The organism is Saccharothrix australiensis, from assembly GCF_003634935.1.
Taxonomy (GTDB): domain Bacteria; phylum Actinomycetota; class Actinomycetes; order Mycobacteriales; family Pseudonocardiaceae; genus Actinosynnema; species Actinosynnema australiense.
On sequence record NZ_RBXO01000001.1, the window covers coordinates 5,136,755 to 5,163,334 of the forward strand.

Annotated in this window: 22 protein-coding genes; 6 read left to right on the forward strand and 16 right to left on the reverse strand. The window is 74.7% G+C overall.

The window, feature by feature from the left end; translation table 11 throughout:
• Window positions 1-87 precede the first annotated feature (87 nt).
• The 4 genes from C8E97_RS21780 to C8E97_RS21795 are packed head-to-tail and all read left to right on the forward strand — an operon-like array spanning window position 88 to window position 3,562.
• On the forward strand, window positions 88-1,434 hold the full coding sequence (locus C8E97_RS21780) for an MFS transporter (RefSeq protein WP_121007359.1): 1,347 nt from the start codon (window positions 88-90) through the stop codon (window positions 1,432-1,434).
• A gap of 10 nt (window positions 1,435-1,444) precedes the next feature.
• Window positions 1,445-2,242, forward strand: a complete 798-nt coding sequence (locus tag C8E97_RS21785) for an SDR family NAD(P)-dependent oxidoreductase (RefSeq protein ID WP_121007360.1) — start codon at window positions 1,445-1,447, stop codon at window positions 2,240-2,242.
• Window positions 2,243-2,254: 12 nt separating this feature from the next.
• Window positions 2,255-3,031: an SDR family NAD(P)-dependent oxidoreductase gene (locus C8E97_RS21790; RefSeq protein ID WP_121007361.1), complete on the forward strand. Its 777-nt coding sequence runs from the start codon at window positions 2,255-2,257 to the stop codon at window positions 3,029-3,031.
• A gap of 3 nt (window positions 3,032-3,034) precedes the next feature.
• Window positions 3,035-3,562, forward strand: coding sequence for a hypothetical protein (locus C8E97_RS21795; protein WP_121007362.1), 528 nt, complete (start codon window positions 3,035-3,037; stop codon window positions 3,560-3,562).
• 301 nt (window positions 3,563-3,863) lie between these two features.
• On the opposite strand, the gene C8E97_RS21800 is transcribed toward C8E97_RS21795, so the two are convergent.
• Window positions 3,864-5,048, reverse strand: coding sequence for an MFS transporter (locus C8E97_RS21800; RefSeq protein WP_121007363.1), 1,185 nt, complete (start codon window positions 5,046-5,048; stop codon window positions 3,864-3,866).
• Between the two features lie 130 nt (window positions 5,049-5,178).
• Here C8E97_RS21800 and C8E97_RS21805 point away from each other — a divergent pair, with 130 nt between their 5' ends.
• Window positions 5,179-5,640: a MarR family winged helix-turn-helix transcriptional regulator gene (locus C8E97_RS21805; protein WP_121007364.1), complete on the forward strand. Its 462-nt coding sequence runs from the start codon at window positions 5,179-5,181 to the stop codon at window positions 5,638-5,640.
• 60 nt (window positions 5,641-5,700) lie between these two features.
• On the opposite strand, the gene C8E97_RS21810 is transcribed toward C8E97_RS21805, so the two are convergent.
• The gene (locus C8E97_RS21810) at window positions 5,701-6,444 is read right to left on the reverse strand and encodes an AraC family transcriptional regulator (RefSeq protein ID WP_121007365.1); all 744 of its coding nucleotides are present in this window, start codon (window positions 6,442-6,444) and stop codon (window positions 5,701-5,703) included.
• A 55-nt stretch (window positions 6,445-6,499) separates the two neighbouring features.
• Here C8E97_RS21810 and C8E97_RS21815 point away from each other — a divergent pair, with 55 nt between their 5' ends.
• Complete coding sequence (locus C8E97_RS21815; RefSeq protein WP_121012079.1) at window positions 6,500-7,669, forward strand: MFS transporter; 1,170 nt, start codon at window positions 6,500-6,502, stop codon at window positions 7,667-7,669.
• Between the two features lie 319 nt (window positions 7,670-7,988).
• Here the strand turns inward: C8E97_RS21815 and C8E97_RS21820 are convergent, their stop codons facing one another.
• From C8E97_RS21820 to C8E97_RS21885, 14 genes are all read right to left on the reverse strand, one after another.
• On the reverse strand, window positions 7,989-8,831 hold the full coding sequence (locus C8E97_RS21820; RefSeq protein ID WP_170211948.1) for a bacteriocin fulvocin C-related protein: 843 nt from the start codon (window positions 8,829-8,831) through the stop codon (window positions 7,989-7,991).
• Between the two features lie 274 nt (window positions 8,832-9,105).
• Window positions 9,106-10,146 (reverse strand): WxL protein peptidoglycan domain-containing protein, encoded by a 1,041-nt coding sequence (locus C8E97_RS21825; protein WP_121007367.1) that lies wholly within the window; start codon window positions 10,144-10,146, stop codon window positions 9,106-9,108.
• A gap of 70 nt (window positions 10,147-10,216) precedes the next feature.
• Window positions 10,217-12,178, reverse strand: a complete 1,962-nt coding sequence (locus C8E97_RS21830; protein ID WP_170211949.1) for a purple acid phosphatase family protein — start codon at window positions 12,176-12,178, stop codon at window positions 10,217-10,219.
• Between the two features lie 434 nt (window positions 12,179-12,612).
• The gene (locus C8E97_RS21835) at window positions 12,613-13,719 is read right to left on the reverse strand and encodes a 3-dehydroquinate synthase II family protein (RefSeq protein WP_121007369.1); all 1,107 of its coding nucleotides are present in this window, start codon (window positions 13,717-13,719) and stop codon (window positions 12,613-12,615) included.
• A gap of 37 nt (window positions 13,720-13,756) precedes the next feature.
• Window positions 13,757-14,581 (reverse strand): 2-amino-3,7-dideoxy-D-threo-hept-6-ulosonate synthase, encoded by an 825-nt coding sequence (locus tag C8E97_RS21840; protein WP_121007370.1) that lies wholly within the window; start codon window positions 14,579-14,581, stop codon window positions 13,757-13,759.
• A 17-nt stretch (window positions 14,582-14,598) separates the two neighbouring features.
• The gene (locus tag C8E97_RS21845; protein WP_121007371.1) at window positions 14,599-15,840 is read right to left on the reverse strand and encodes an aspartate kinase; all 1,242 of its coding nucleotides are present in this window, start codon (window positions 15,838-15,840) and stop codon (window positions 14,599-14,601) included.
• Window positions 15,841-16,025: 185 nt separating this feature from the next.
• Entirely contained in the window at window positions 16,026-17,072 is a 1,047-nt protein-coding gene (locus tag C8E97_RS21850; RefSeq protein WP_121007372.1) for a methyltransferase, read from the reverse strand.
• Window positions 17,065-18,843 (reverse strand): class I adenylate-forming enzyme family protein, encoded by a 1,779-nt coding sequence (locus C8E97_RS21855; protein ID WP_121007373.1) that lies wholly within the window; start codon window positions 18,841-18,843, stop codon window positions 17,065-17,067. Before C8E97_RS21855 ends, C8E97_RS21850 begins: the two co-directional genes overlap by 8 nt.
• A 92-nt stretch (window positions 18,844-18,935) precedes the next feature.
• Entirely contained in the window at window positions 18,936-19,304 is a 369-nt protein-coding gene (locus C8E97_RS21860) for a VOC family protein (RefSeq protein WP_121007374.1), read from the reverse strand.
• A 148-nt stretch (window positions 19,305-19,452) separates the two neighbouring features.
• On the reverse strand, window positions 19,453-22,278 hold the full coding sequence (locus C8E97_RS21865; protein ID WP_121007375.1) for a helix-turn-helix transcriptional regulator: 2,826 nt from the start codon (window positions 22,276-22,278) through the stop codon (window positions 19,453-19,455).
• 510 nt (window positions 22,279-22,788) lie between these two features.
• Window positions 22,789-23,529, reverse strand: a complete 741-nt coding sequence (locus C8E97_RS21870; protein WP_121007376.1) for an SDR family NAD(P)-dependent oxidoreductase — start codon at window positions 23,527-23,529, stop codon at window positions 22,789-22,791.
• 76 nt (window positions 23,530-23,605) lie between these two features.
• A complete protein-coding gene (locus tag C8E97_RS21875) occupies window positions 23,606-24,508 on the reverse strand; it encodes an NAD-dependent epimerase/dehydratase family protein (RefSeq protein WP_121007377.1) in 903 nt (300 codons plus the stop codon).
• A 28-nt stretch (window positions 24,509-24,536) separates the two neighbouring features.
• Window positions 24,537-25,406 carry an NmrA family NAD(P)-binding protein gene (locus C8E97_RS21880; protein ID WP_121007378.1) on the reverse strand — a complete coding sequence of 290 codons (870 nt, stop codon included), beginning with the start codon at window positions 25,404-25,406 and terminating at the stop codon, window positions 24,537-24,539.
• Between the two features lies 1 nt (window position 25,407).
• Window positions 25,408-26,559, reverse strand: coding sequence for an NAD(P)/FAD-dependent oxidoreductase (locus C8E97_RS21885; protein ID WP_121007379.1), 1,152 nt, complete (start codon window positions 26,557-26,559; stop codon window positions 25,408-25,410).
• Between the last annotated feature and the right edge of the window lie 21 nt (window positions 26,560-26,580).

The following is a 26,580-nucleotide window of genomic DNA, read 5'->3' on the forward strand; positions in this document are numbered from 1 at the left end:
GCCCGGTCCTCCGCCCGGTCCCCCGCCCGGCACCCCGCCCGATCCCCCGCTCGGTTCCTCGCCCGAGCCACTCCGAAAGTTCCCGCCATGTCCGAGAAACCCCGCGGCGTCCTCCCACCGGGTGGCGCTCCGCTCGCACCGCGCATGGTGCGCCGCGTGTCCCTCGTCTGCTTCCTCGCCTGGGTCTTCAGCGTCTTCGACCACACCCTCTTCGGCACCCTGCTCCCGCAGATCGCGGCGGACTTCGGCTGGAGCGCGACGGAGAGCACGGCGGTCGCGACCTGGGTGACGGCGGGGACCTTCGTGGTCTCCCTCGCCGTCGGCCCCATGCTGGACCGCTTCGGCCGCAAGCCGGCGCTGATGATCACCACCGCCGGCGCCGCGCTGACCTCCGGCCTCAGCTCGCTGGCCGGCGGCAAGCTCTCGATCATCCTGGTGCGCTCGTTCTCCGGCCTCGGCTACTCCGAGGAGGTGGTCAACAGCGTCTACCTCAACGAGGTGTACGGCCGCAACGGCAAGCGCGGCTTCATGTACAGCTTCGTGCAGAGCGGGTGGCCGGTCGGCGCGCTGCTCGGCGCGCTGCTCACCGCGCTGCTGCTGCCCAGCATCGGCTGGCGCGGCGTCTTCCTGTTCGCCACCTTCCCGGCGCTGGTGATCGTGCTGCTGGCCTGGCGGCTGCCGGAGTCCCCGGTGTTCGTCAACCTGCGGCACCTGCGTCGGCTGCGGGCGGCCGGGCGGGACGAGGAAGCCGCCGAGGTGGCCGCGGCGGCGGGCATCGAGGACGAGCGCGGCGGCAGCCTGCGCGAGCTGTTCGCGCCCGGCCTGCGGCGGCACACCCTCAGCCTCTCCGCGGCCTGGCTGCTGAACTGGATGGCGATCCAGGTGTTCTCCGTGCTCGGCACCACGGTGTTGGTCGAGGCCAAGGGGGTGAGCTTCGACAGCGCGCTGGTGGTGCTGATCCTGGCCAACGCCGCCGGCTTCGGCGGCTACCTCTTCCACGGCTACCTCGGCGACCGGATCGGCCGTCGCCGCACCATCATCCTCGGCTGGTCGATCGGCAGCGCGGCGATGACCGCGATGCTGCTCGGCCCGGCCGACGCGCCGTTCGTCATCGGCATGTACGCGCTCGGCCTGTTCTTCCTCACCGGCCCGTACGCGGCGCTGCTGTTCTACATGGGCGAGTCCTTCCCCGCCCACCTGCGCGGCATCGGGCCGAACACCGCGCACATCATGGGCCCGATCGGCGCCATCCTCGGCTCCGCCGTGCTCTCGCTGCTCGTCAGCGCCGGGGTGTCGATGACGGTCGCCGCCCTGTGCGCGGGCTCGCTCGGCCTGGCCGGCTCGGCGGTCGCGATGCTCGGCACCCGCCGGGTCGACCAGTCCGACGCCGGGTCACCGGCCGACCACACCCCGTCCGTCCGAACCACCGTGTAGGGAGAAGTCCTTGAGCACCGACGAAACCACGCCGCGCGACGACGGGCTGCCGGGGAAGGTCGCCGTCATCAGCGGGGGCGTCAGCGGGATCGGCCTGGCGCTGGCGCTGGCGTACGCCCGGGCCGGGGTCGCCACCGTGCTGGGCTACCACCCCGGCGACCCCCACGACCCCGAGGCGGCGGTGCGCGCCGTCCGGGAGCAGGGCGGCCGGGTGCTGGCCGTGCCCGCGGACGTGCGCGACCGCGCGGCGGTCGACCAGCTCGCCGACACCGCCGTGCGCGAGTTCGGCCGGCTCGACATCGCCGTGGCCAACGCGGGCATCCTGCGCCAGGCCGCGCTGGCGGAGCTGTCCGACGAGGACTGGCACGCGATGCTGGACGTCGACCTGACCGGCGTGCTCCGCCTGCTGCGCGCGGCGCACACCCGGATGACCTCCGGCGGTGCGATGGTCGCGGTGTCCTCGATCGCGGGCGGCGTCTACGGCTGGGCCGACCACGCCCACTACGCGGCGGCGAAGGCCGGTGTGCTCGGGCTGGTGCGCTCGCTCGGCGTGGAGCTGGCTCCCCGCGGCATCCGCGTGAACGCGGTGATCCCCGGTCTCATCGAGACACCGCAGTCGCTGGACGCGCGGAACTCGCTCGGCCCGGAGGGGCTGCGCGCCGCGGGGGCGGGCATCCCCGCGGGCCGCGTGGGCCGTGCCGACGAGGTCGCCAGGGTGATCCGGTTCCTCACCTCCGACGACGCCGCCTACGTCACCGCGCAGCACGTCGTCGTCGACGGCGGGCTCACCGCGCGGTTCCCGGACTGAGGAGGAGAGGGCATGGGAAGGAGTGACGAGGTGGACGGCACCCGAGGGGCGCTGGCCGGACGCCGGTGCCTGATCACCGGCGCGGCCAGCGGGATCGGCGCGGCGATCGCGGTGGCCTACGCCCGCGAGGGCGCGGTCGTCGCGCTGGCCGACCTGGACGAGCCGGGGCTCGCCCGGACCCTGGCCGCGCTGGGCGACGCCGGTGGGCACACCCGGCACGTGGTCGACCTGACCGACCCGGCGGCGGTCACGGCCGCCGTCGAGGCGGTGGCCGAGGCGCACGGCGGGATCGACGTGCTGGTGAACTGCGCGGGCATCCTCGACGAGACGCCCCTGGTCGAGATGGACCTCGACACCTGGCAGCGCATGATCGACGTCGACCTCACCAGCGTGTTCCTGATCTGCCGCGCGGTGGTGCCGCGGATGCTCGCGGCGGGCGGCGGCCGGGTGGTCAACGTCGCCTCGCAGCTCGCGCAGAAGGGCGGCGCGGGGCTGACCCACTACTGCGCGGCCAAGGCGGGCGTCATCGGCTTCACCAAGGCGCTCGCCAGGGAGGTCTCGGGCCGGGGCGTGCTGGTGAACGCGATCGCGCCCGGACCGATCAGCACCCCGCTGATCGACGGCCTGAGCGAGCAGTGGCGGCGGGACAAGGAGGCCGAGCTGCCGCTGGGCCGGTTCGGGCTGCCCGAGGAGGTCGCGCCCACGGCCGTCCTGCTCGCCTCGGACCCCGGCGGGAACCTCTACACCGGGCAGACGCTCGGCCCCAACAGCGGCGACGTGATGGCCTGAGCGGTGTGCGGAGCGTGCGGCGCGCCGACGACCTCCTGGACCGAGCGGATCTCCCCGCTCGGTCCGGGCGCGGCGCGCCGACGAGCCCGTGCCCTGACCACCGCGCTGGAGCTGGCCGGCACGCCACCGCACCGCGTCCGGGTCGTGCCCTGGCACGGCGGCGGGCTGTCCCTGCGCACCCCGACCGGCCTGCACTACGCGCCCTCGCTGGTGCTCGCCGCCCGGTGGCTCGGCGCGCGGTTCGGACCGCTGGTGCCCGCCGCCGGGGACGACCCCACCACCCGCGCGCCCCTGCCGGAACACCGCGAGGCCGACGGCGTGGCGGTGTGGTGCGCCCTGGTGGCCGCATGCGGGCGCGGACCGGTCGTGCTCACCCTGCCCGGCCTGCGGGTGCGGCTGGCCGACGAAGTCCTCGTGGCACCACGCCACGAGGCGGAAGCAGGGGACTCGGCGCTGCACGCCCCGGCCGGCGCGCACCGCCTGCTCGCGCACCTGCGAGCCGTGGCCCCGCCGTGCCGGGACCCCGGCTGAACGGGGTGCCGGCCCCAGGGCCGGGGTGCACGATGCCCGGCCGTCGGGTCGCGCGTCATGGCGACGTGGATGTCGTCGTGCCCCGGGGGGCGGCGTGGATGATCCCGGCCGGGTCGACGACCGGCACCGAGTCGAACTCCGGCCCCTCGGCCTGGAGGGGCGTCGGCACGACGACGGGATCGGTGATCGTGGCCGGTGCGGCGAGGCGCAGGGACCGTCGGAGCCGGGCCGCCCGTCGGTGCTGCCACGTCGCTGGCGGGTGTCCGCGCCGCACCGCGTGGCCTCAGCCGACCGGCAGGGCTCAGCCGACCGGCAGGGCCTCTGCCGTCGCCGGCGCGGCCTTGGCGCGGCGGTCGAGCGACGCGGCCAGGAACGACAGCAGCAGCGCGGCACCGGTCAGCAGGGCGCCGACCCAGTTGGGCGAGGTGTAGCCGAGGCCGCCCGCGATGGTCAGGCCGCCGAGCCACGCCGCGAGCGCGTTGCCCAGGTTGAAGGCGCCGATGTTCGCCGCCGAGGCCAGCGTGGGCGCGGCGGCGGCCTGGTCGAGCACCCACTTCTGCAACGGCGGGACGCTCGCGAAGCCCAGTGCGCCGGTCAGGGTCAGCGTGATCGCCGCGAGCACCTTGTCGTGCGCGGTGAAGGTGAACAGCAGCAGGACGAGCGCGAGCGCGCTCAGCGAGACGAACAGCAGCGGCATGAGCGCGCGGTCGGCGTACCGGCCGCCCAGCAGGTTGCCCGCGAACGTGCCGACCCCGAACAGGACGAGCAGCCAGGTGACCGCGCCGGCGGAGTACCCGGCGACCTCGGTCATCATCGGCGCGATGTAGGTGATGGCGGCGAAGACGCCACCGAAGCCGAGGACCGTCATCGCCATCGCGAGCCACACCTGGACGTTGCGGAAGGCGGCGAACTCGGTCCGGACGGTGACGCCCTCGGGCCGGCCCGTCTCCGGCACCAGCCTGGCCACGCCGAGCAGGCCCAGCACGCCGAGCCCGGCCACGATCGCGAAGGTGACCCGCCAGCCGGCGGACTGGCCGATCATCGTGCCACCGGGGACGCCGACGATCGTCGCGACGGTGAGCCCGGTGAACATCAGGGAGATGGCGGACGCCTTGCGCTCCGGCGCGACGAGGCCGGCCGCGACCACCGAGCCGACGCCGAAGAACGCGCCGTGCGCCAGCGAGGCGACGATCCGACCGACCAGCATGACGGCGTAGACCGGCGCGACGGCGGAGAGCGCGTTGCCGGCGATGAACAGCCCCATGAGGAGCATCAGCACCTTCTTCCGGGACGCCCTCGCGCCCAGGACGGTCAGCAGCGGCGCGCCCACGAGCACGCCGAGGGCGTAGCCGGTGACGAGCCAGCCGGCGGCGGGGATGGACACCCCGAACTCGACGGCGACCTCGGGCAGCAGGCCCACGATCACGAACTCGGTGGTGCCGATCCCGAAGGCGCCGATGGCCAGGGCCAGGAGCGCGAGCGGCATGGAGTCCCCCTCGAAGAACTTGCGTCAGACTGTTACGAGCGCCGACAATAGTTGCACGCGCGGGCTAAGCGCAAACGCGGGTTGTGCTACCGTGAGCTAGGCTTCGGTGCGCACCCGTGAGGAGGCCGTGATGACCGCCACCGCTCCCGCCATGACGGCGCTGGCCAACGGCTGGTGCGCGCTGTCGGTCCTGCACGGCCGCATCGAGGCGCGCGTGGAGCACGCGCTCCAGGCCGAGCACGACCTGAGCGTGCGGGAGTACTCCCTGCTGGAGGTGCTCAGCCGCCAGCACGACGGCGAGGGCGGCCGCCTCCAGATGCGCCAGGTCGCGGACGCCGTCGTGCTGAGCCAGAGCGCCACCACGCGGCTGGTGACCAGGCTGGAGGACCGCGGCCTGCTGTCGCGCTACCTGTGCCCGACCGACCGGCGCGGCATCTACACCGACGTCACCGACGCCGGTCTGGCCCTCCTGGCGGCCGCCCGGCCCACCCACGGCCGCGCGCTCCGGGAGGCCCTGGACGAGGCCCGGCGCGACGAGGCCCTGTGCCCGCTGGTCGAGGCCGTCGAAGCGCTCGGCGCGGCCAGGGCGTAGCGGTCGGCCTGCCCCCGGTGCCCGGTGCCGGCGTTCGAGCCGTGCGTCGGGTGGCGGGCGTCAGGTGGCCGGCGTCGAGCCGGGGGTGTGCCCGAAGGTGCGGCGGAAGACGCTGATGAAGGTGCTGGCGGACGACCAGCCGCAGCGGTGGGCGACCGCGGTGACGGGGGTGTCGTCGGCCAGGAGCACCAACGCGTGGTGCAGCCGGATCTGGGTGCGCCACTGCGGGTAGGTGAGGCCGAGGTCGTCGCGCAGGCGCCGGGACAGCGTGCGCGCGCCGGCGCCGAGCTGCCTGCCGAGTTCGTCGAGCGAGCGGTTGTCCGCCGGGTCGGCGCGCAGGACGTCGTGCAACTCCCGCAGCAGGGCGCTGGTGGGCGTGGGCAGGCGCAGCGGCTGCTCGGGGGCCGCGGTGAGCTGGTCGAGCAGGACGGCGCGCAGGCGCAGGCGGGCCGCGCCGCCGTCCTCGGGGGTGCGCGTGTAGGCGACGACGAGTTCGCGCAGGAGGGGGCTGACGGCGAGGACGGCCGGCCGGTCGAGGCCGAGCGGGTTCACCGCCGCGGGCAGGCCGACCAGGTGGAGGTCGAGTTCGCCGTGCGCCTGGTGGCGGTGGGCGGTGCCCGCCGGGATCCACAGCGCGCGGGTGGCGGGCGCGACCCAGGAGCCGACGTCGGTGGTGACCGCGATGGTGCCCCGGCCGGCGTAGACGATCTGGTGGTCGTCATGGCGGTGCGCCTCGATCCGGTCACCGGAGGAGAGCCGCCGGGTCGAGGTCGGCGCGACGGGCTGGTGGCGGATTTCCTGCATTGCTTGGCATTCTATCGAAAGCGGGACACCGGTCGCGTCGCCCAGCATGGGTCCGGTGCGAAGGAACACCTCGATCTCCCTGCTGGCCGCGGGACACGCCTGCGTCGACCTCTACCAGGGCGCGGTCGCCGCGCTGGTCCCGTTCTTCGTGGCCGAGCGCGACTACGGCTACGCCCTCGCGTCCGGCATCGTGCTGGCGGTGTCGCTGCTGTCGTCGGTCGCCCAGCCGGTCTTCGGCATGCTCACCGACCGGTGGGCGATGCCGTGGCTGCTGCCGGTCGGCACCGTGCTGGGCGGCGTCGGCGTCGCGTTGAGCGGGCTGGGCGACTCGTACGGGCTGACGTTGGCGTTCGTCGCGATCTCGGGGATCGGCGTGGCCGCCTACCACCCCGAGTCCGCCCGCGTGGCCCGGCTCGCCGGCCGGGGCAGCCACAGCGCCATGAGCTGGTTCTCGCTGGGCGGCAACGTCGGCTTCGCCGTCGCGCCCCTGCTGGTCTCGCTCGTGGTCGGTCAGGGCTCGCTGCGCTGGACCCCGCTGTTGGTGCTGCCCGCGCTCGTCGGCGCGGCCCTGTGCGTGCCGGTGCTCCGGGCGCTCGGCAGGCGGGCGGGCGGCGCGGCCACGACGCCGTCCGCCGGGGGCGACGACGACGTGGCCTCGTTCGTGAAGCTGTCCCTGGCGGTCGTCTGCCGCTCCGTCGTCTTCATCGGCCTGAGCACCTTCATCTCGCTGTACGTGCGGCAGCGCGTGGACGGCGGGGACACCGCCGGCACCGCGGCCCTGTTCCTGCTGTTCCTGGGCGGGGCGGTCGGCTCGGTGCTGGGCGGCTCCCTGGCCGACCGGTACGACCGGGTGCGCGTGTCGCGCTGGTCCTACCTGGTCTCGGTCGTGGCCGTCGCCGGAGTGGTCCACGTGCCCGGCCCGGCCGTGTTCTTCTTCGTGGCCCTCACCTCGGTCGCCCTGTACGTCCCCTTCTCGCTCCAGGTCACCCTCGGCCAGGACTACCTGCCGTCCAGGGTCGGCACCGCCAGTGGCGTCACCCTCGGCCTCACCGTCAGCGTCGGCGGCCTGGCCGGCCCCCTGCTGGGACGCCTGGCCGACGTCACCTCGCTGCGGACGGCCCTGACGCCCCTGATCGCCATGCCGGTCCTGAGCTGGCTCCTGTTCCGCCTCCTGCCCGAACCCGCGGTCGACCGGCCCGCCACACCGGCACGACAGGGCGCCTGAGGGCGGTCACGCGACCCGGTGGTCGATCCGGCCGGGATGACCTGGTGGCGCAGGTGATCCCGTCGTCCCCGGTCAAAGCGGATCGCCCCGCCCACGGGCTTGCCGCCAAGGCGGTTCCGCGCGGACCGCGCCCGGCATGATCACGCCGATCATGCCGGGCGCGGTGACACCGCCCACCGCCTGCCGACCCTCCTCCACGGACGACGGCCGGACGAACACCTCCGGACGACGAGCCACCACCTCCCGCACGCGATCCACGGGACCTGCCCGCCCGTCGGCACACCACACCGGTTACCGGGCCGACGTTCCGAGATGCGCGCTAGATGACGGAATGACCGACGTTGGCGGCGGCACGCGCCAGTGGGGGATCGGCCGACTCTTGCGCGGGAAGCGTCGACCCGGACGAGAACCCGTCGCCGCGAATCGCGATCGCGTGCTGCCGGTCGATGCCGGCGGACAGGTTGTAGCCGCACTGACCGGTACACGTGTACGCGCCGAGAGTCCCGCAACCCGGCTGGGCGTCGCATTCGTACTGACCGGTGTTCCTGCACGACGTGCCGCCGGTACACCAATCGTCCCTGATCGAGCACGTGCAGAGGGGCTTCTTCTCATCGGCCGGCTCAGCCGCCGGCGAGACCTGTTCGGGAGGGCCGAGCGTTGCGACGATCGACCGGGCCTCGTCGCGGCCGAATTCCCGTACGGCCGCGTTCTTCAGGCTGTCGAGCTCCCGGCTGACGTCGGCTCCGGGGGTGGGAGCCGCGTACAGGTCCTCCCGGTCCAGCAGCGACAGGGCGTGGTCGAGGACGGCGTGCTGACCTGTCGACAGCTCGGGCCGGTCCTGGCGGTACTGCCGCAGGTGGTTCCGCCAGAACTGCGCCTTCGACTCGGCCGGGAGCGCGGCGAAGATGGCCCTGCGGTAGACCATGGAATGTTCGACGATGCTGTCGTAATCCGTCGGGAGGCGTTCCTTGTTGGCCTGCACCCAAGCCTGCGCCGCACCGCACGTCGGCTCGCCTTCGGGAATTCGGGACGGTCGATCGGCGACCGGCGAGGCACCGGTCGACGCAGGTGGAACGATAGCGGCAGCAGCACCGGAGATCATGCTCGCCGAGAGCACGGCGGCGGCCAGGACCGCCTTGGAGAATCGTTGGGGAAATCTCATCGCCATTCCTTGTCAGATCGGGGACCAAGGTATCCGGGACAGGACGGTTCCCGCCGACGCATTCGCTGCACCGGTCCGGGAAACGTTCAGGTGGTCGTTCCCTTTCCGAGTCCCAGCGTCGCATGGGCAACGGTCACGGAGCACCACCTGGAGGTGGACGCGCTACCCGCCACCCGGTGCTTGACATGACCGCCGTCCTGGCTGCGGAGGGCGGGCTGCGGTCGTGGGGTTCGCGGCGGGGCGTGATCACGCCGGTTGCCCCGATCCGTCGCGGTCAGCCGCCCGCCCGCACGCGGTCGGCCCGCAGGGCCTCCTCGACCGCCTCCGCGATCTTCCGCTCGGTGCCGGCCCGGCGCGCGCGTGCCCGCAGGCGGATCGCCACGACCAGCCCGACGGCCACGGCCAGCAGGGCGAGCTGGCTCCACGGCACCGCCCAGGTGCTCGCGGTGGCGGTCACCTCGGCCGGGTGGTGCCCGGTGGCGTCGCCCTCGACCCGTGGCACGAGCCGGACCGACGCCTCCAGCCGCAGCAGGGGCGCCACGTCGGCCACCGGCACGGAGAAGTCCAGATGCGCGCCGGGCAGCAGTTCCGGCACGGTGACCACCTGTTCCCGGCCGCCGAGCCCGAACAGGCCCCGCAGCGCGACGGTCTGCTCGGCGCTCACGCGCAGGTTCCCGGTGTTGGTGACGCGGAAGCCGACCGTGGCCGAGCCGAGGCCGAACGGGTTGGCCGTGCCGCGGTAGTCGACCGCCAGGTCGCCGATCGCGAGGGCGGGTGCGGCCTCGCCGGTCACCCGCAGGTGGACGCGGCTGCCGAGCCTGCGGTCCACGGTCACCCCGGCCGACTGCCCGGCGGTGGCCAGCGAGGTGACGATGCCGCCGCTGTGGTCGCCCGGTTCGGCGTCGGCGGGCACCGCGATGGTGAACGGGACCTCCACGGACCCCTTGGCCGGGACCTCGACCTGCGACCGGGCCGTGCTCACCCACGCGCCCAGGCCGGTGGACCGCTCGCCGCGCGGCAGCAGGTCGAGCTGGCCGCTCGCGGTGGTGAACCCGTCGGCGGCGTAGACCAGCAGCGTGATCGGCCGGTCGCCGTGGTTGGCGATGGCGACGGAGTCGCGGACGGTGCCGCCCGGTTCGACCGCGTAGCTGTAGTTGGGCCGGTTGTCGCCGTGGCCGGTGCCTGCGGCCGGGCGCACGCCCCAGGTCACCGGGTCCTGCGCCTGGGCGACGCCGGGCGCGGCGGCCCACGCGAGCGCGATCCCGGCGAGCAGCGCGGTGACGAGGACGAGCAGCGGGCGGGCGGGGCGGTGCATCGGTCGTCTCCAGGGAACGCGGGGGTGGTGGGGCGGCGTGCCGCGCCGCCCCACCGGGGAAGTGGACTGCTCAGCCCAGCGCGGTCAGGGTGAGGGTGCCGTGGTAGGTGCCGTCGGCCACCGTGACCGGCAGCCGCAGGTCGAGGTCGGCCCGCAGGACCGACGAACCCTCCGCGTGGCCGACCGGGGCGCTGCCCAGGGTGGCCGACTCCGCCAGGCCGTTGCCGGACAGGAAGCCGGAGGCGACCGCCGCGCCCGCGACGGCGTCGCCGCCGTTCTCGCCGACGAACGGCGACCAGCCCAGGTACTTGCCGCTGAAGGTCTTGCCGGCCGAGGTGAAGTCGCCGACCCGGCCGGACAGCGACCACCGCGGCGCGTCGACGCGGGTGTCGGTGACCCGCACCGGGTTCAGCGAGCCGGTGGCGGCGTAGTGGTCGCCGGACCGCTTCGCCGTGCCGAGGTCGACCACGCCGTTGCCGCCGTCGATGCTCCACACCAGCTCGCCCGGCGCGCGCTCGGGCACGGTCACCTTGATGCGCTGCTCGTCGTCGGCCGAGGGCGGTTCGACGCCGGCCTCGGTGACGTGCTTGACGCCGCCGCGCTTGGTGATGGTGAAGGAGTCGAACAGGTCGCCGACCTGCTCGGGCTCGGGCGAGTCGGCCTTCTTCTCGGCCACGTAGGACCGGTAGGTGACGGTGTCGCCGTTCACCGAGACCACCTGGTAGGTGGTCACGCCCTGGCCGCGCTTGACCTGGGTCGCGCCGTTGCGGGTCCACACGTTGTCGCCGGCCGGCGCCAGGGTGTAGTGCTTGGCCCCGGAGTTGCTGACCGCGTACACCGGGCCGTTGGTGGTGCCGGGCGCGTCGGTGGCGTTGGTGTTGTTGTAGCCGCGGGCGTAGGTGTGGTCGTGGCCCATCAGCACCAGGTCGACGTTGTGCTTCTGGAACACCGGGACCCAGTTGGCGCGCAGCACCGGCTCGTCACGGCCCGTCGAGGTGCTGTAGACCGGCTGGTGGAACGTGACCACGGACCACTTGTTCGGGTTCGCGGTCAGGACGTGGTCCAGCCACGCCGCCTGGAACTCGACCCACAGCGGGCCGGGGCTCGGGCAGTCGACCGCGCAGGACGGCAGCGTCGGCGGGCGCAGGTAGCCGGTGTTCTGGGTGGCGTTGAGCGTGATGAAGCGGACGTCCTGGAAGTCGCTGTAGTACACCGTTTCCTTGGCGACGTTCTCCCAGTGCGCGAAGTAGGCCGCGGTCTGGCGGGCGGCGTCGGTGTCGCCCTTGGCGCGCTCGGCCAGCGCGCCGATGGTGGCGGGGCCGGGGTGGTTGGCCGGGTACTCGAAGTTCATCTTCCAGTTCCGCAGCGCGCCGTCGCCGGTGTACTCGTGGTTGCCGGGCGCGGCGAGCACCTGCGTGGTGGCCGCGCTCTCGCCCATGCCGTTGAACCAGCTCGTCCACTGGACCTGGTTGCTGGAGTCGATCAGGTCGCCCGCGTGGACGCTGCCCGCGGAGCGGGGGGCCTTGGCGTTCGCGGCGGCGACGACGGCGGGCCAGGTGGAGTCCAGGCCGATCTGGGCGTCGCCGTAGTAGAGGAACTCGAAGGGCTTGGCGCCCTTGGCGGCCGAGCGGAACGGCCGCCAGCGGCTCCACCGCTCGCCGCCGCCGACGCGGTACTCGTAGGCGGTGTCGGCGGTGAGGCCGGTGGCGGTGGCCGAGTAGTGGACGTAGTCGACGCCGGCGAGGTTGCTGGTGTCCACGGCGGTGGCCGCGACGTCCACCGGCGCGCCGCCGACGGGGCGGACCTGGACGGTGCCGCCGCCCGCGGTGGTGCTGCGCCAGGTGAAGCTCTGCGAGTCGGCCGGCGTCGCGGTCGGGGTGAGGATGAGCCGGCTGACGTCCGGGGTGTCGGCGTCGGCCGAGGCCGTGCCGGGCAGCGCGAGCACGCCGGCCACGACCGAGCCGAGGACGGCGGCGGCCAGTGCGGTGCGCGGGCGTCTGCGGGCACCGCGTCTCGGTTGCTGGGAAGACATGCTGCGGAGTGCTCCTTCGCTCGGGGTCGTGCGGCGCAGACGCTCGCACAGCGACCTCGATACGCGAGTAACACTCGGCGAACTGGAGGTTGCCATCCCCGGACCGGCGGACGCACTACCGTCCGCGACGGAACGGTTCCACCACGCGCCGTGCAGGTCGCCGCGCCCGCCGCGCCGGGAACACCGGCCCCGCACCGCCTCCCGGTCCCGACGGCCGCGGGTTGGCCGGCGCGGCGATCCGACCGACGCCGGAACGCTCGACCGGCTCGCGTTCGTCGCCGGCGGCCGGCTCGCGACAGCCGGGGCATCGCGTCCGATCGGCTACCCGGCCGTGGTCTCGGACCACCTCCGGCGGCAGTCGCCGCCGTTGCGGTCCCGCGGGTACACCGAGCCGGGCCCTGCCCGCGGCTCCGGCCCGTCGTCGCGCCCACGCCTCACTGCTCCAGGCAGAACTCCTCGATCGGGTAGCCGACGTGCCGGTCCGCCCGCGGCAGGTGGCCGAGCACGACGTCGCCGGGCGACAGCTCGGTGCTGTTGAGCACGACGCCGCCGGGACCGAGGACCCGCACGTGCCAGTCGTCCTGGAGCACGAGGTTCACCGCGCGACCGTCCGGCGACGCGGCGTCGATCGAGATCAGCGGCCGGGACTCGATCTTCACCCGGCCGACCGTGACGACCCTCGTCCGGCCCTTGGTGTCGACCGCGAGCACCTTGCTCCCCGTCCTCAGCTCGCTGAGGTAGTTCGTCCGGGAACCCGTGGACAGCGTGTAGGAGTGGATCGCGCCGGCGTTGACGCGGAACGGCCGGGTGGGCATGTAGGGCAGCGGGTGGGTCTCGCTGACGCACAGGATCATGCCCTTGGAGTGCGAGCCGACCAGCATGCCCTCGTCCTCGCGGAGGTACGTGCACGTGTCCACGCACGCCCGCTCGCCCATGCCGACGTGCGCCGTCGCCGTCACGGTCAGCTCCACGAGTTCGAGGTCGGGGCTCGCGCCGCCGGCCGCGGCCTTGAGCGCGGTGGCGTCGCCGACGGCACGGGGCGCCATCAGCACGCCGTCGGAGCCCAGCTCCAGCACGCCGAAGATGATTTCGGCCTCCTCGACGTCCGCCGCGACCGTCACGATGGCGCCGGGCGCGCCCGCGGCGGCGGCGATCACGATCTCCAGCGGGATCTTGGTCGGGTCGCGGAACAGCAGCAGGCTCCACTTGTCGGTGCGCGCGGACCGGCAGGCCGCCTCCAGCGTCGGCGCGTCGACGACCTCCACGAACCGCCCCACCTCGACGTCGGGGTGCCGCGCCGCCAGTTCCGCCGGGTGGCCGTGCACCGCCGGGTCGGCGATCAGGACGTCGGTCGCACCCAACTCGTCCGGCAGCGGCCGTTGTCCGGTGAACAGCACCTTCCGCAGGGTGGGCGGCAGCCCGGCGAAGTCGTCCGGGTCGTCGGAGAGCACGCCGTCGAGTCGGTGGTGGATCGCCTCCTGCAGGATCGCGCCCTTCGCGTCCTGCGCGATCCGGCGGATGTCCAGCCAGCACAGCTTCATGTGTCCTCGTCCCTCCCGGTCGCTTCCCGGCCCGGTCTCACCGGCCGCGGCCGGCGGTCAGCAGCGCCTGCTCGTGCGGCGACGGCGCGGCGCGGTGCACCACCTCGGCGACGGCGCGCGCCCTCGCGCCCGGCTCCGCCGCCTGGAACACGTTGCGCCCCATCGCCACCCCGGCCGCGCCCGCCGACAGCGCGTCCTCCACGAACGCCACGACGGACGCGGTGTCGCCCCGCGCCGAGCCGCCGGCGACGATCACGGGCACCGGGCAGCTCCCGACCACGTCGGCCATGGCCCCCGGCGAGCCGGCGTACACGGACTTGACGACGTCGGCCCCGAGGTCGGCCGCCACCGTGGCGGCGTGGGCGATCAGCGCCGGGTCGAGCGGGTCGGCGATCCGCGGCCCCCGCGGGTACATCATGGCCAGCAGGGGCATGTTCCACCGGTCGCACGCCTCGGCGACCGCGCCCAGGGCGGAGATCTGCGCGCGCTCGCCGTCCGAACCGAGGTTCACGTGGACGCTCACCGCGTCCGCGCCGAGCCTGAGCGCCTCCTCGACGGTCGCCACCGGGTACTTGTCGTCGGGGTCGCTCGCGTGCACGGTGCCCGCGCTCAGGTGCACGATCAGCGACGTGCCGAGGAACACCTCCGGGTCGAGGTGCCGCGCGCTCCCCTTGTGCACCACCACCGCGTCCGTGCCGCCCGCGGCCAGCTCGCACACCAGCCGGGAGAGCCCGCCGGGCCCGCCGGTGATCGGCCCGTCCGTGAGCGAGTGGTCCAGCGGCACCACGAACAGCCGGTCGGGTACGCGCCGGAACAGCCGGCGCAGCCGCAGGTCGCGGCCTGACGAACGACGAGTCGTCACCTCGGTGTCCTTTCGCGTCAAGCGGTGGGCGTGGCCGGTGACCCGTCGCGGTCCAACCCGAACCGCCGGTGCAGCGCCCGCACGCCCTCGGCGAGCCGGTCGACCGGGACGAGCACCGACGAGCGCAGTTGCGTGGTGGCGAGCCAGATCGGCGTGATGCCCAGCTCCCCCAGCACCCGCACCATCAGCGCCGTGTGCTCCGGGCGGTTGAGCAGGCCGGTCCCGACGACGGACAGCTTGCCGACCCGCCCGGTCAGCTCGACCGCGCAGCGGTGCCGGTCGACCACTCCCGCGAGCGCGGCCTCCGCCACCTCCAGCCGGCTGCCGTGCAGCGCGAACCCCAGCACCGGGCAGTGCTGCCCGGAGCCCGTCCAGGACACCATGTCCACCGCGACCCGGTGGCCCGCGAGGGCGGAGAGCACCGAGGCCGGCACGTCGTGGTCGGCCGCCCGGACGCGCGCCAGGACCACCTGGTCGTCCTGCGCGACGGCGGTCACGAACCCCCGGGTCTCGTCGAGCATGCGCTGGTCGCTCCGCCCCAGGACGGTGGTTCCGGGTGACCGGCCGGACGCGTCGCGCACGACCAGGCGCACCCCGGCGCTCGCGGCCAGCTCGGCGGCGCGCGAGTGCAGCACCCGCGCGCCGGCGAACGCCAGCTCCGTCATCACGTCGGCCCCGACCGCCGGCAGCAGGCGGGCTCCGGGCACGACCCTCGGGTCGGCCGTGTGGACGCCGTCGACGTCGGTGCGGATCTCGCAGTCGCGCACGCCGAGGGCGGCGGCCACCGCGACGGCCGTGGTGTCCGACGCGCCGCGCCCGAGCGTCACCGTGTCGCCCTTGCCGTCGCAGCCCTGGAAGCCGGAGATCACCACGACCTCGCCCGCCGCGAGGTGACGGCGCATCCGGGTCGGGTCGACGTCCTCGATCATGGCCGAGCCGTGCTCGCCGGTCGCCGCGATGCCCGCCTGCGCGCCCGTGAGCGACACGGCCGGGACGCCCAGGGCGGTCACCGCGAGGGCCAGCTGGGCGGCCGAGGCGATCTCGCCCGTGGCGAGCAGCTGGTCGACCTCGCGCGGCGCGGGTGAGGGCGTGATGAGCGCCGCGGTGCGCAGCAGCTCGTCGGTCGTCTTCCCGCGGGCGGACACCACGACGACCATCGCCTGGTCGCGCGCCCCGGCGGCGACGGCCCCGGCCACCGCGCGGAGATCGTCGAGGGTGGCCAACGAACTGCCACCGTACTTCCGGACGACTGTCTTCATGTGCCCCTCGCGGTTCCTCACCGATTCGGTCGAATCCTGTATACCGAAGGACGGAGCGCCGATAATCCCGCGAACACGGGATAATGCTCTACCAGACAAGTCCACAAAGGACTGAATCGCGGACGCACCGGTGCGCACACGGCCGTGCGGCGCGGAAGCGCCGCCACCCCGGCGCGACACGCCGCCTAGGCACGGGTCGCGACGACGACGCTGGTGGGCGAGGGGGTGTTCCGGGTCTCCACGTGCCGCAGCCCGGCCCGCTCGAACAGCGCGCGGAGTTCGGCCTCGGTGCGCACCTGCCCGGTCAGCAGGCACATCATCACGACGTCCTCGAACTTGCCGAAGTGCCGCGCGTCGCCTTCCGGTATCACCTCGTCGATGACGAGGAGCCGGCCGCGCTCCCCCATCGCCTCGCGGATGTTCCGCAGGATGGTCACCGCGTCCTCGTCGTCCCAGTCGTGGATGGTCCAGGACAGCACGTACGCGTCCCCGCCCTCCGGCACCTCGCGCAGGAAGTCCCCGCCCACGCACCGCGCCCGGTCGGCGAACCCGGCGGCGTCGAGCTGCGCCCTCGCCTCGGGCACGACCCTCGGCAGGTCGAACACCACCGCGCGCATACCCGGGTAGCGGTCCAGCAGCATGGCCGCCAGGGTGCCCCTGCCGCCGCCCACGTCCACCAGCAGTTCCACATCGGACAGGTCGCAGCTGTCGAGCGCCGCGCCGTTGACCATGCGGGCCATGCTCGACATGGCGCTGTTGAACAGGGTGGCCAGTTCCGGGCGCGCGGCGAAGAAGCTCCACCAGTCCTGGCCGTGCACGTGGTCGAACGACGGCTTGCCGGTGCGCAGGCTTTGGGCCAGTGCCCCGAACGCGCGCTGCCGCTCCGGCAGGCCGACGTACCGCGCGAGGTCGCGCATCGAGCCGGGCCGGTCCGCGCGCAGCGTCTCGGCCAGCGGCGTCAGCGCGAAGCGCCGGGGCGAGGTCTCGGTGAACACCCCGACGCTCGCCAGCGCGCGCAGGGCCCGGTACAGCGAGCGCGGGTCGCTGCCGGTGGCCTCCGCCAGCTCGTCCACGTGGCGCGTCCCGTCACCCACGGCGTCCGCCACGCCCAGGTCGGCCACCGCGATGATCAGCTGGCTCACCAGGGAGCTGTAGAGCAGCTCGTACATCCGGACCGCGGGTGGCTTCCCGTCGCCGCCCGTGCCGGTGATGTCGGAGGAGTCGTCAGTCATGGTCGCCCTTCTCGAACGTGCCCGCGCGTGCCACGTCGGGACCTGTCGGCGTCACGTCGTCCGGCACGAGGACGTCGGCGAACCGCTCGCGCAGCGCTCGCTTGAGGACCTTGCCGGTGGCGCCGGTGGGGAAGTCGGCGGCGTCCCGCGCCGCCACCGCGCCGCGCACCTCGTCCAGCCCCCGTCGCCGCAACGCGGCGTTGAGCAACGCGGGCAGGTCGTCCGGGACGGCGACGCCGCGCCGCAGCTTGACCGTCGCGAACGGGACGTGGCCCCCTTCGGGCCCCGGCGACCGCACGGCGACCACCGCGCAGTCGACGACGTCCGGGCACCCCGCCAGGATCGCCTCCTCCAGCGGCAGGCTGTAGACCGGGCCGCGGGCGGTGTGGATGACGTCGGGAACCCGGTCCAGGTGGTAGAACCGGCCCTTGGCGTCGCGCTGGACCACGTCGCCGGTCAGCCAGTACCCCGAGAACGACGACCTGGTGGTCAACCCCGAGTCGTTCCAGTAACCGGGGGTCCGGGTCGGTGACCGGACACCGAGCCGGCCGGGCCGTCCGGGGCCGAGTTCGCGGCCGTCGTCGTCCAGCACCGCGGCCCGCTCGACCACGCCGATCGGCGCGCCGACGCACCGGTCGTAGTCGTCCCGCCCCGGCTCGCTCACCTTGCGGAACAGGGCCATGCCCATCTCCGACGAGCCGAGGCCGTCGATGAACCGCGACCCCGGCGTGCCGCCACCACGACCGGGTCGGCGACCGTGCCGGATCAACGCCTTGATGTGCGCCTCGTGCGCGGCGTCCCCGGTGTTGATCCAGCTGTGCACCTCGGCCGTCGCGGCGGGGTCGAGGTCCATCGCGGCGAGTTCGGCGTAGGTCTGCGGGAAGGCGACCACGATGGTCGGGGCGAACCGGCGCATCGCGGCGTGCACGGCCGCGCCGGAACTCGACGCCATGACCAGGGTGGGCAGCCCGAGCAGGGTGGCGGTCATCAGGTAGCTGATCCCCGCCGAGTGCGACTGCGGCAGCGCCGTCAACATGCGGTTGCGCGTCGCGGGCGGGAAGCTCCACAGCCGGTGCCGCTTGCCCAGGAAGAACTGCCGGTGGGCGAAGATCGCCGACTTGGGCGGTCCGGTGGTGCCCGAGGTGTGGCAGAGCATGACGGGGTCGTCGTCCCCGTGCGGGTACGGGTAGACCGCGGGCAGCACGTGCGCGCCGCCCGCGTCGCGGGGCAGCTCCGCCGCGGGCTGCCGGAAGCCGACGGTCCCCGGCAGCGCGCCGCTGCCGGTCAACGCGGCCAGCCCGGCGGGGTCGGCCACCACGCCGACCGCGCCGACCCGGCCGAGGTAGTCGGCCGCGACCGCCGGGTCCATCCGCCCGTTGACCAGCGCCGGTATCGCGCCGAGCGAGCTGATGGCGAGGAAGTGCAGGAAGGGTTCGACGCCCTCGCCGAGGTACACGCCGACCGGATCGCCCTTGCGCACACCGCGGGCGTGGTACCAGCCCGCGTACGCGGTGCGGATCGCGACGAGCCGGTCGAGGCTCATCGGTTCGACCACCTCCCCACCCGCGGCGTCGCGTCGCTGGGCGAACAGGAAGGGCTCGTCCCGCCGGGGGCTGACCCGCCGGGCGCGGTCGAGGAAGTTGCCGAAGCCGAGCCGGCGGTCGCGCAGCAACCGCAACCGGGCCGGCCAGGGCATCGCCGCGACGGGCTGGAAACCGGACGGGATCGGGTGGGCCGGACGCGGGGAGGCCGCACTGGCGCTCTCGGGCATGTGCCTGTCTCCGGTTCAGCGGTGCGGGTGGACCACGTGGGTGGTCCCGGCACGCCGCGGGTTCCGACGGCGTGCCGGGACGGTGCGGGCGCTCAGCCCTCGTAGACGGTCAGCTCGTAGCCGTCGGGGTCGCGGAACTGGAACTCCCGGCCGCAGAACCCGTCGCACGGCGGCTTGGTGATGGTGACGTCGGCCGCCGCCAACTTCGCCGCGAGCCCGTCCGGGTCCTCGGCCTTGATCCACAGCACCACGCCCCAGCCGAGCCGGGGCACGGCGTCCAGGTCGATCCCGGCCCTGCGCAGCGCGACCTTGATCGGCCGGGTCTCCAGCACGACGGCGTCGGGGTTCTTGGACGACTCCGCCGCCGGGAACCCCACCAGTTCGGTGTAGAAGCGGACGGACCTCTCCACGTCGCGGACCTGGAGGGTCAGGAAGTTCGGGCCGATCGCGTTGTCGGGCACAGCATTCCCTTTGTTCGCCACGGGTCGGTTGGACGGTTCCAGCCTGGTGCCCGGCGGGTGGTCCGGGCATCCCGTGAACGCGCGATCCTGGCCGACGCCCGGCCACGCGCCCTCCCCGCGCGGTCGACGCCGCACCGGCGCGAGGCGCTCAGAAGTGCTGTTCCGCTTGGCGCGTCAGGGAATCCGCCGCGCCGGGTGGGGACGGCGCCGCGCCGGGCCCGTCGTCGTGGGCGATCACCAGCCGCGTCAGGTCCACCCGGCTGGTGATGCCGAGCTTGACGAAGCTGTGCCGCAGGTGGCTGTCGACCGTGTGGGGCGACAGGTGCAGCTTCGCCGCCACCTCGCGGTTGGTCAGGCCCTGCGCCACCAGGCGCGCCACCCGCAGCTCCGACTGGGTGAGGCTGGACCAGCCGAGGTCACCGCCGCCCGGCTCCGCGGCGCACCGCCGCGGCGCGCCCAGCCGGCGCAGCACCTTCTGCACGGCGGCGAGGTCGCGCTTCGCGCCGCACTCGGCGTAGTGCCGCGCCGCCTCCTCCAACGCCGCCACCGCGCCACCGCGCCGTCCGGAGGCCAGCTCGGCGGTGCCCAGGTCGACCAGCGCGGCGGCCAGCGCGAGCGGCCTGGACGCGCGCCGGAAGCCCGCCACCGCCTGCTGGAACAGCTTCAGGTCGCCGACGCGCAGCGCCCGCGCCTGGTCGGCGGCGGCGCGCAGGGACGCGGCGTCCGGGTTCCGCTCGGCGAGGCCGCGCAGCGCGTCGGCGACCGCGCCGGCCACGTGCGGCACGTCGGCGGCCAGCGCCAGGCGGATCAGCCACGGTCCGGCGGCCGGTTCCCGCGTCAGCAGCAGGACGCGCGCCGGCAGCCGCTCGACCACCGGCGCCACCGCGGCCAGCGCCGCCGCCGGTTGCCCGAGCGACGCCCGCAGCACGGCCTTGGCGAACGGCAGGTCCTCCGGGTGGGCGGTGAGGCCGGGGCCGACCAGGTCGTCGGCCCGGCGGAGGTAGCCGCGGGCGGGCGCGAGGTCGTCGCGCCGCACCGCGATCCGCGCCGACAGGGCGAGCAGCGGCAGGCCCAGCGGTGCGACGCCGAGCCGCTCGCAGGCCAGGAACCCGGTCTCGGCCTCGGCCGCCGCGTCGTCCAGGCGGCCCTGGGCGTACCGCAGGTCCGCCCGCTCGCGGTGCCACAGCGGCTGCGGCCACCACGTGCCCTCCGGGTCCGCGTCGCCGGTGACGCGCGCCAGTTCCCGCTCGGCCGCGGCGAAGTCGTCCACCGCCGCGTGCGCGGCGGCGCGCCACAGCCTCGGCAGGCGCGCCGGCGGGTGCTCGCCGGTGCGTTCTGACGCCTCGACGGCCGAAGCCGCGTGGTCGAGCGCCGCGGTGAGGTTCCCGGTGACGCGCGCGGCCGTGCTCCGGGCCACCGCCGCCACCGCGACCGCCGCGTGGTCGCCGGTGAGGACGCCCGCCTCGACCGCCGAGGCGGCGACGGCGTCGGCGTTGACGACGTCGCCGGAGCCGAGCAGGGCGTGCGCGTGCGTGGCCAGCAGGCCGGCGTTGGCCGGGGCGCCGCGCGGGCCGGCGGCGGACGGGCACGCCGGGTGCGCGGGCGGGCGCGCGGTCCCGCCGACCGCCGACAGCGCGACGGCGAGCCCCAGCAGCCGGTCGACCCCGGAGTCCGCGTCGAGGCCGGCGGGTGCGCCCGGCCGCGCCGGGACCGGCACCGCGCCGGCTCGCTCGGCGAGCGCGGTCGACCGGCCCGCCGTCCCGCCCGCCGCACCGCCGGCGCGCGGTCCCGGCGCGTGCCGCGGCGCGTCCGGGTCGGCGCGGGGCACCGGGACGCCCCGGTCCGAGCGGGGCGGCGGCGCGGCGGGCGGCGCGCTCCGGATGACGTGTTCGAGCACCTCGGTCGGCGTCGCGCCCTCCGCCCGCACGACGCACGCGGCCTCCCGGTGCAGCGCGTGGCGGACCGGGCCGGGCAGCCGGTGGTACAGCGCCTCGCGGACGAGGTCGTGCCGGAAGCGCAACACGTCCTGCCCGGCGACCAGGATCGCCGCGCCGATGGCCTCGTTGACGGCCCGCACCACCGTCGGCACGGACCGGCCGACCAGCCGGGAGACCTCGTGCACGGTGAACGGCTTGCCCAGCACCGCCGCCGCGTCCAGCACCTGCCGCGCCTCGTCGGACAGGTCGCGCAGCCGGTGGTGGACGGCGCTGAGGAAGGTGTCCCCGAGCCGGTCGCCGGTCAGCGTCGCCACCCCGTCCTCGACGGTGACCTGCCCGGTGTCCAGCAGGGTGCCGAGCAGCTCGTCGAGGAGGAAGGGGTTGCCGCCGGTGCGGGCGGCCAGGGCGAGCAGGGAGGCGTCCGGCTCGGCGTCCAGGACGCGCCGGCACAGCGTGCGCACCCCCTGCTCGGACAGCGGTTCCAGGCTCAGCCGCAGCGCGCCCTCCCGGAGCAGCCAGTCCGCGGTGTCCTGGGCGTGGCCGCGCGCGAAGGCCGGCCGGCGGGCGAGCAGCCACATCACCGGCGACGAGTCGACCGCCGGGATGAGCACGCGCATGACCAGCGCGGACAGCTCGTCGGCCCAGTGCGTGTCGTCGAGCACGATCAACAGCGGCCGGCGCGCCGCGCTCCGGTCGATCAGGTCGCCGAGCCGGTCGACCAGCCGCAGCGGGTTCCCCGCCGACTCCGGACCGCTGACCGCCTGGTGCGACAGCGAGCCCAGCGCCGCGCGCAGCGAGGCCAGCGGCACCCCGCTGTCCAATTCGGTCGCCCGGCCCTCCAGCACGGTCAGGTCGAGCGCGGCGGCCTCCTCCGCCGCGGCTCGGAGCAGGCTGGTCTTGCCGATGCCCGCCGGGCCCTCCACCACCGAGCAGCAACCGCTGCCCGCGGCCGTGGACCGGAGCGACCGCCGCAATTCGGATAACGCCGGTTCGCGCTCGACCAGCAAAGTTTTGACCGTCCGCATGAATTCCCCCATCAGAGGATGGTTCACGTGGGCCGCCGACCGGCCGGCCCACGCGGGGATCGAGGAGCGAATTGCCCCCTACTACCTCGATCGCCTCTGCCCCAGGATGTCGACAGTGATGTCGCCACGATACCGCTCCCCCGACCGACGGAGTCGGCCGAAACCAGTATAGGCACAGAACTACCGGACCGGCGACGCCGATGACGCCCGCACGGTGCGGCGATCCGCGACCGGAACGGAATTCCACGCGACTCGGACTGCCTGCGAGTCCTTTTCGAATCCCACCTGGGGCGACGGTGGAGTGCACGGACGGTGTCGAAGAGATCGGCGGCCCGGATGACGGGGCGGAATTTCTTCACCGTCGAAGTTGTGGCCGAATACCGGCGGCGCGCCGGACGGCGGGGACCTTTCCCCGCTCGGTTTCCGCGCACGCGCCGGACAGGCCGGGATCACGCCGCGCGGGCGGACACGCGGAATCGGTCGGGGCACCCTGCGCGGTGCCCCGACCGAGGGAAAGCGGGATTACGCGTTGGCCCCGCCGTCGACGGTGAACATGGCCCCGGTGATGTTCGCACCCCCCGGACCGACCAGGTGGGCCACGGTGGCGGCGATGTCGTCCGGGCTGCCGTAGCGGCCCAGCGCGGTCAGCGCGCGCTCGTCGTCCGCGGTGGGGCCGTCCTCGGGGTTCATCTCGGTGTTGGTGGAGCCGGGGTGCACCAGGTTGACGGTGATGCCGCGCTCGCCGACGTCGCGCGCCAACCCGCGGGTGAAGCCGATCAGCGCGGACTTGCTCATCGCGTACAGCGCGACACCGGGGTACGGGACCCGCTCCGCGAGCGTGCTGCCGATGCTGACGATCCGCCCGCCGGACGTCATGTGCCGCAGCGCGGCCTGGCTGGCCACGTACACGGCGCGGGTGTGGACCGCCAGCGTCCGGTCGACCTCCTCCAGGGTGACCTCGTCGATCACGCCGTAGGGGAAGATGCCCGCGTTGTTGACGAGCACGTCCAGCCGGCCGAACTCGGCGGCCGTCCGGTCCACGGCGCCGACGACCGCGTCGGCGTCGGCGTTGTCGGCGTTCACGGCGAGCCCCCGTCGACCGAGGGCCTTGACGCCCTCCGCGACGTCCTCCGCGCGGTCCTTCGCGGAGGCGTAGGTGAGAGCGACGTCGGCGCCGAGGCTCGCGAGCTTGCGGACGATCGCGGCGCCGATGCCCCGGCTGCCCCCGGTGACCAGCGCGACCTTGCCGGAGAGTTCGGACATGAGCCCTCATTCAATTCCGTGTCGATCGATACATAAATGACTATCGGGTGCCGGGGGCGTCCTGTCAAGGCTTTCTTTACCGACCGCTACAGAAAATCCCGCGCGCCGCCGCCCCGTCCGACGGCCAGATCCCGCGCACCGGCCGCCAACCGAGCGCCTGCCGGGCGGCGGCGCTGCACACCCGGTGGGACACCGCGTCGGCGCGCAGGCCCGGCGAGAGCACCGGTCCCGGCACGCCGTCCAAGGCGGCCAGGCGGGCGAGGTACGCCCCGTTGCGCACCGGCTCGTCGGACACGTTCAGCACCAGTCCCCGCGCCGGCCGCTCGACGGCCGCCACGACCGCGTCGGCGAAGTCGGCCACGTGCACCATCGACACGAACTCCCGCCCGTTCCCGGCAACCCGCACCGTGCCCGCGCGCAGGTCCGCGCGCTGCCGGTCCTGCACGGTGCCCGGCCCGACGAACCGCGCCGCGCGCAGGACCGTCCAGGCCACCCGCTCGACCGGCAGCGCGCGCACGGTCGCCTCCAGGTCCGCCACGGGAGCCGCGATGGCGGCCCTGGCGGCGCAGGCGTCCAGGGGCTCGGTCTCGCGGAGCAGGCGCTCACCGCCGTCGGGGTAGGCCATCGTGACGCTCAGCTGGACGAGGGCGGGCACCCCGGCGGCCGACACGGCCCCGGCGACGACCCTGGTCCCCTCCACCCGGACGCGGCTGTTCTCCGCCCAGGCGTCCTTGGCGGCGAAGTCACGGGGTATCGCGGTGGCGGTGTTCACGACGACGTCGAAGCCCCGCACCCGCGCGGCGAGCAGTTCGCCGGCGTCCGGGTCGAGCAGGCTGCCGCGCACCCGGTCCACCCCGGGCGGCAGGGCCGCCTGCCTGCCGCCCGGCGACATCACCGCGACCTGGTGGCCGCGCGCCACCAGCCGGGGCACCAGCTCCCGGCCCAGCACACCGGTGGCCCCGATCGCGAACACGCGCACGCTTCCGTCCTTCCCCGGCGCGGGCGGGTCACACCGGCGTCCGGCCGAGCAGTTCGCCGACGACGGAGGTCAGCGCCCGCGCCGGCCTGCCGACCACGTCCTCGACGGTGGTGGTCACCAGGGCCGCCTCGCCCGCCCGGTAGGTGGCGTAGAGCCCGAGCCTGGCCTCGGCCGCCCACGGCGGCATCCCCGCGCCGGTCATGGCGTCGAAGGCCGCCTCCGGCGACACGTCGACGAACCGGACCTCCCGACCGAGTTCGCGGGAGAAGTACCCGGCCACGGTGGGGTAGTCGAGCGCCCGCGGGCCGGTCACCTCCAGCACCGCGCCGTCCAGCGCGGGATCGGTGAGCGCCACCGCCGCCACCGCGGCCACGTCGCGCACGTCGACCCAGCTCACCTCCGCGTCGCCGACGGGCAGCGCGATGGCGCCGCGGGCGGTGATGCCCGGCAGCCACTGCCGCAGGTTCTGCGCGAACCCGTTGGGCCGCACCAAGGTGTGGCGCAGACCCGACTCCGCCAGCGCCTCCTCGACCAGCCCGTGCTGGCGGTGGATCGAGCACCGCGCGGCGGGGTCCGCGCCGAGCGCGGACACCTTCACCACGCGTTCGACGCCCGCCTCCTTCGCCACCTCGACGATCGCGCGCTGCAAGGAGTCCTGCGCCGGGTGCAGCGGCGTCAGCAGGAGCAGCGTCCGGGCGCCGGTGAGCGCGGGCAGCAGGCTCTCCGGTCGCGTCAGATCGCCTTCGACCACGTCGGCGACGTCGCGCGACGGGCCGCCCGACCCGGGGCGCACCACGGCCAACGGCCGCACCCCGCGGGCGGCCAGGTCGACCAGCAGCGCGGAGCCGACGGCGCCCGTGGCCCCGAGCACGGCGACCGGTCCGATGCGGTCGGCCACGTCACGCCACCCCCATCGCCGCGTCGCCGATCTCCCGCAGGGTCGCGGGCAGCTCGTCGGACTGCGCCGTGTCGGCCAGCAGCTCGCCCAGCACGGGCGCGAGCTTGAACAGGTTGTGCCCCGCGACCGCGCTGACGCCGGGCGCGTGCCAGACCCGGAACCCGTCGCTGCCGACGGGCAGCTTGGTCATCACGCAGACCCGGATGCCGACCGGCTCCGGGGCCAGGCCGGGCATCGCCTTCCGCGCGTACGACCGCAGCCGCTCGACCCGGGTGTCCATCGTGGACCCCGGCGGCAGCGCGCCGCGCGCGTCGAAGGGCACGTCGACGTCCGGGCCGATCAGGCCGAGCACGTAGCTCCCCGTGGACCCGATGGGCGAGCCGTACACCCACTCGCCGAACTCGCCGGACCGGTCGACCCAGCAGGGCAGCGGCCCGCCGCGGCACTCCTCCCGGACGCGGAAGTGCGGTCGCGCGTGCAGGGCCTGCCGCAGCGGGATCTCGAACCCGGCCCCGGACGCGAGCCGCGGCACCGCGGTACCCGCGCAGAGCACGACGTGCCTCGCCCGGTAGATCGCCTCGGTGGTCTGGATCTCCACCCCGCCGCCGGACGGCACCGTGACGCTGTGGACGTCCGCCGGGACGACGCGGTCGCCGACCCAGCCGGCGAGCGCGTCGATCACGCGGCGGGCGCGGATCGCGCCGCCGCCGGGGTCGACGAGCAGCCGGCCGGAGACCGGCGCCAGCACCCCGAACAGCTCCCGGTGGCGCGCGGCGTCGGCGAAGTGGTGCGCGACCCCGTTGGCGCGCAGCCCCGCGGTGTCCGCCTCTCCCATCCCCGCGTACACCGCGCCCTCGTCACCGACCAGCCTGCGCCCGAGGCGCCGCTCCCACTCGCGGTAACCGGCGCGGCCGGCGACGGCGAGCCGCACCACCCGCGGGTCGTCGTGGCGGTTGCGGAACGTCCGGGTGAGACCGCCGGAGAGCCCGCTCCCCGGTGGACGCCCGTCGAAGCAGGTGACGTCCGCGCCGCGCCGGACGAGGGCGTCGGTCGTGGCGAGGCCCAGCACGCCCGCGCCGACCACCGCTATGTCCAGTTCGCGGCGGTACCCGCCGCGGCTCCCGTCGACGAACCGACCGCCAACCACCGGCATCGCCCCTCCTCGTGCCGCGCG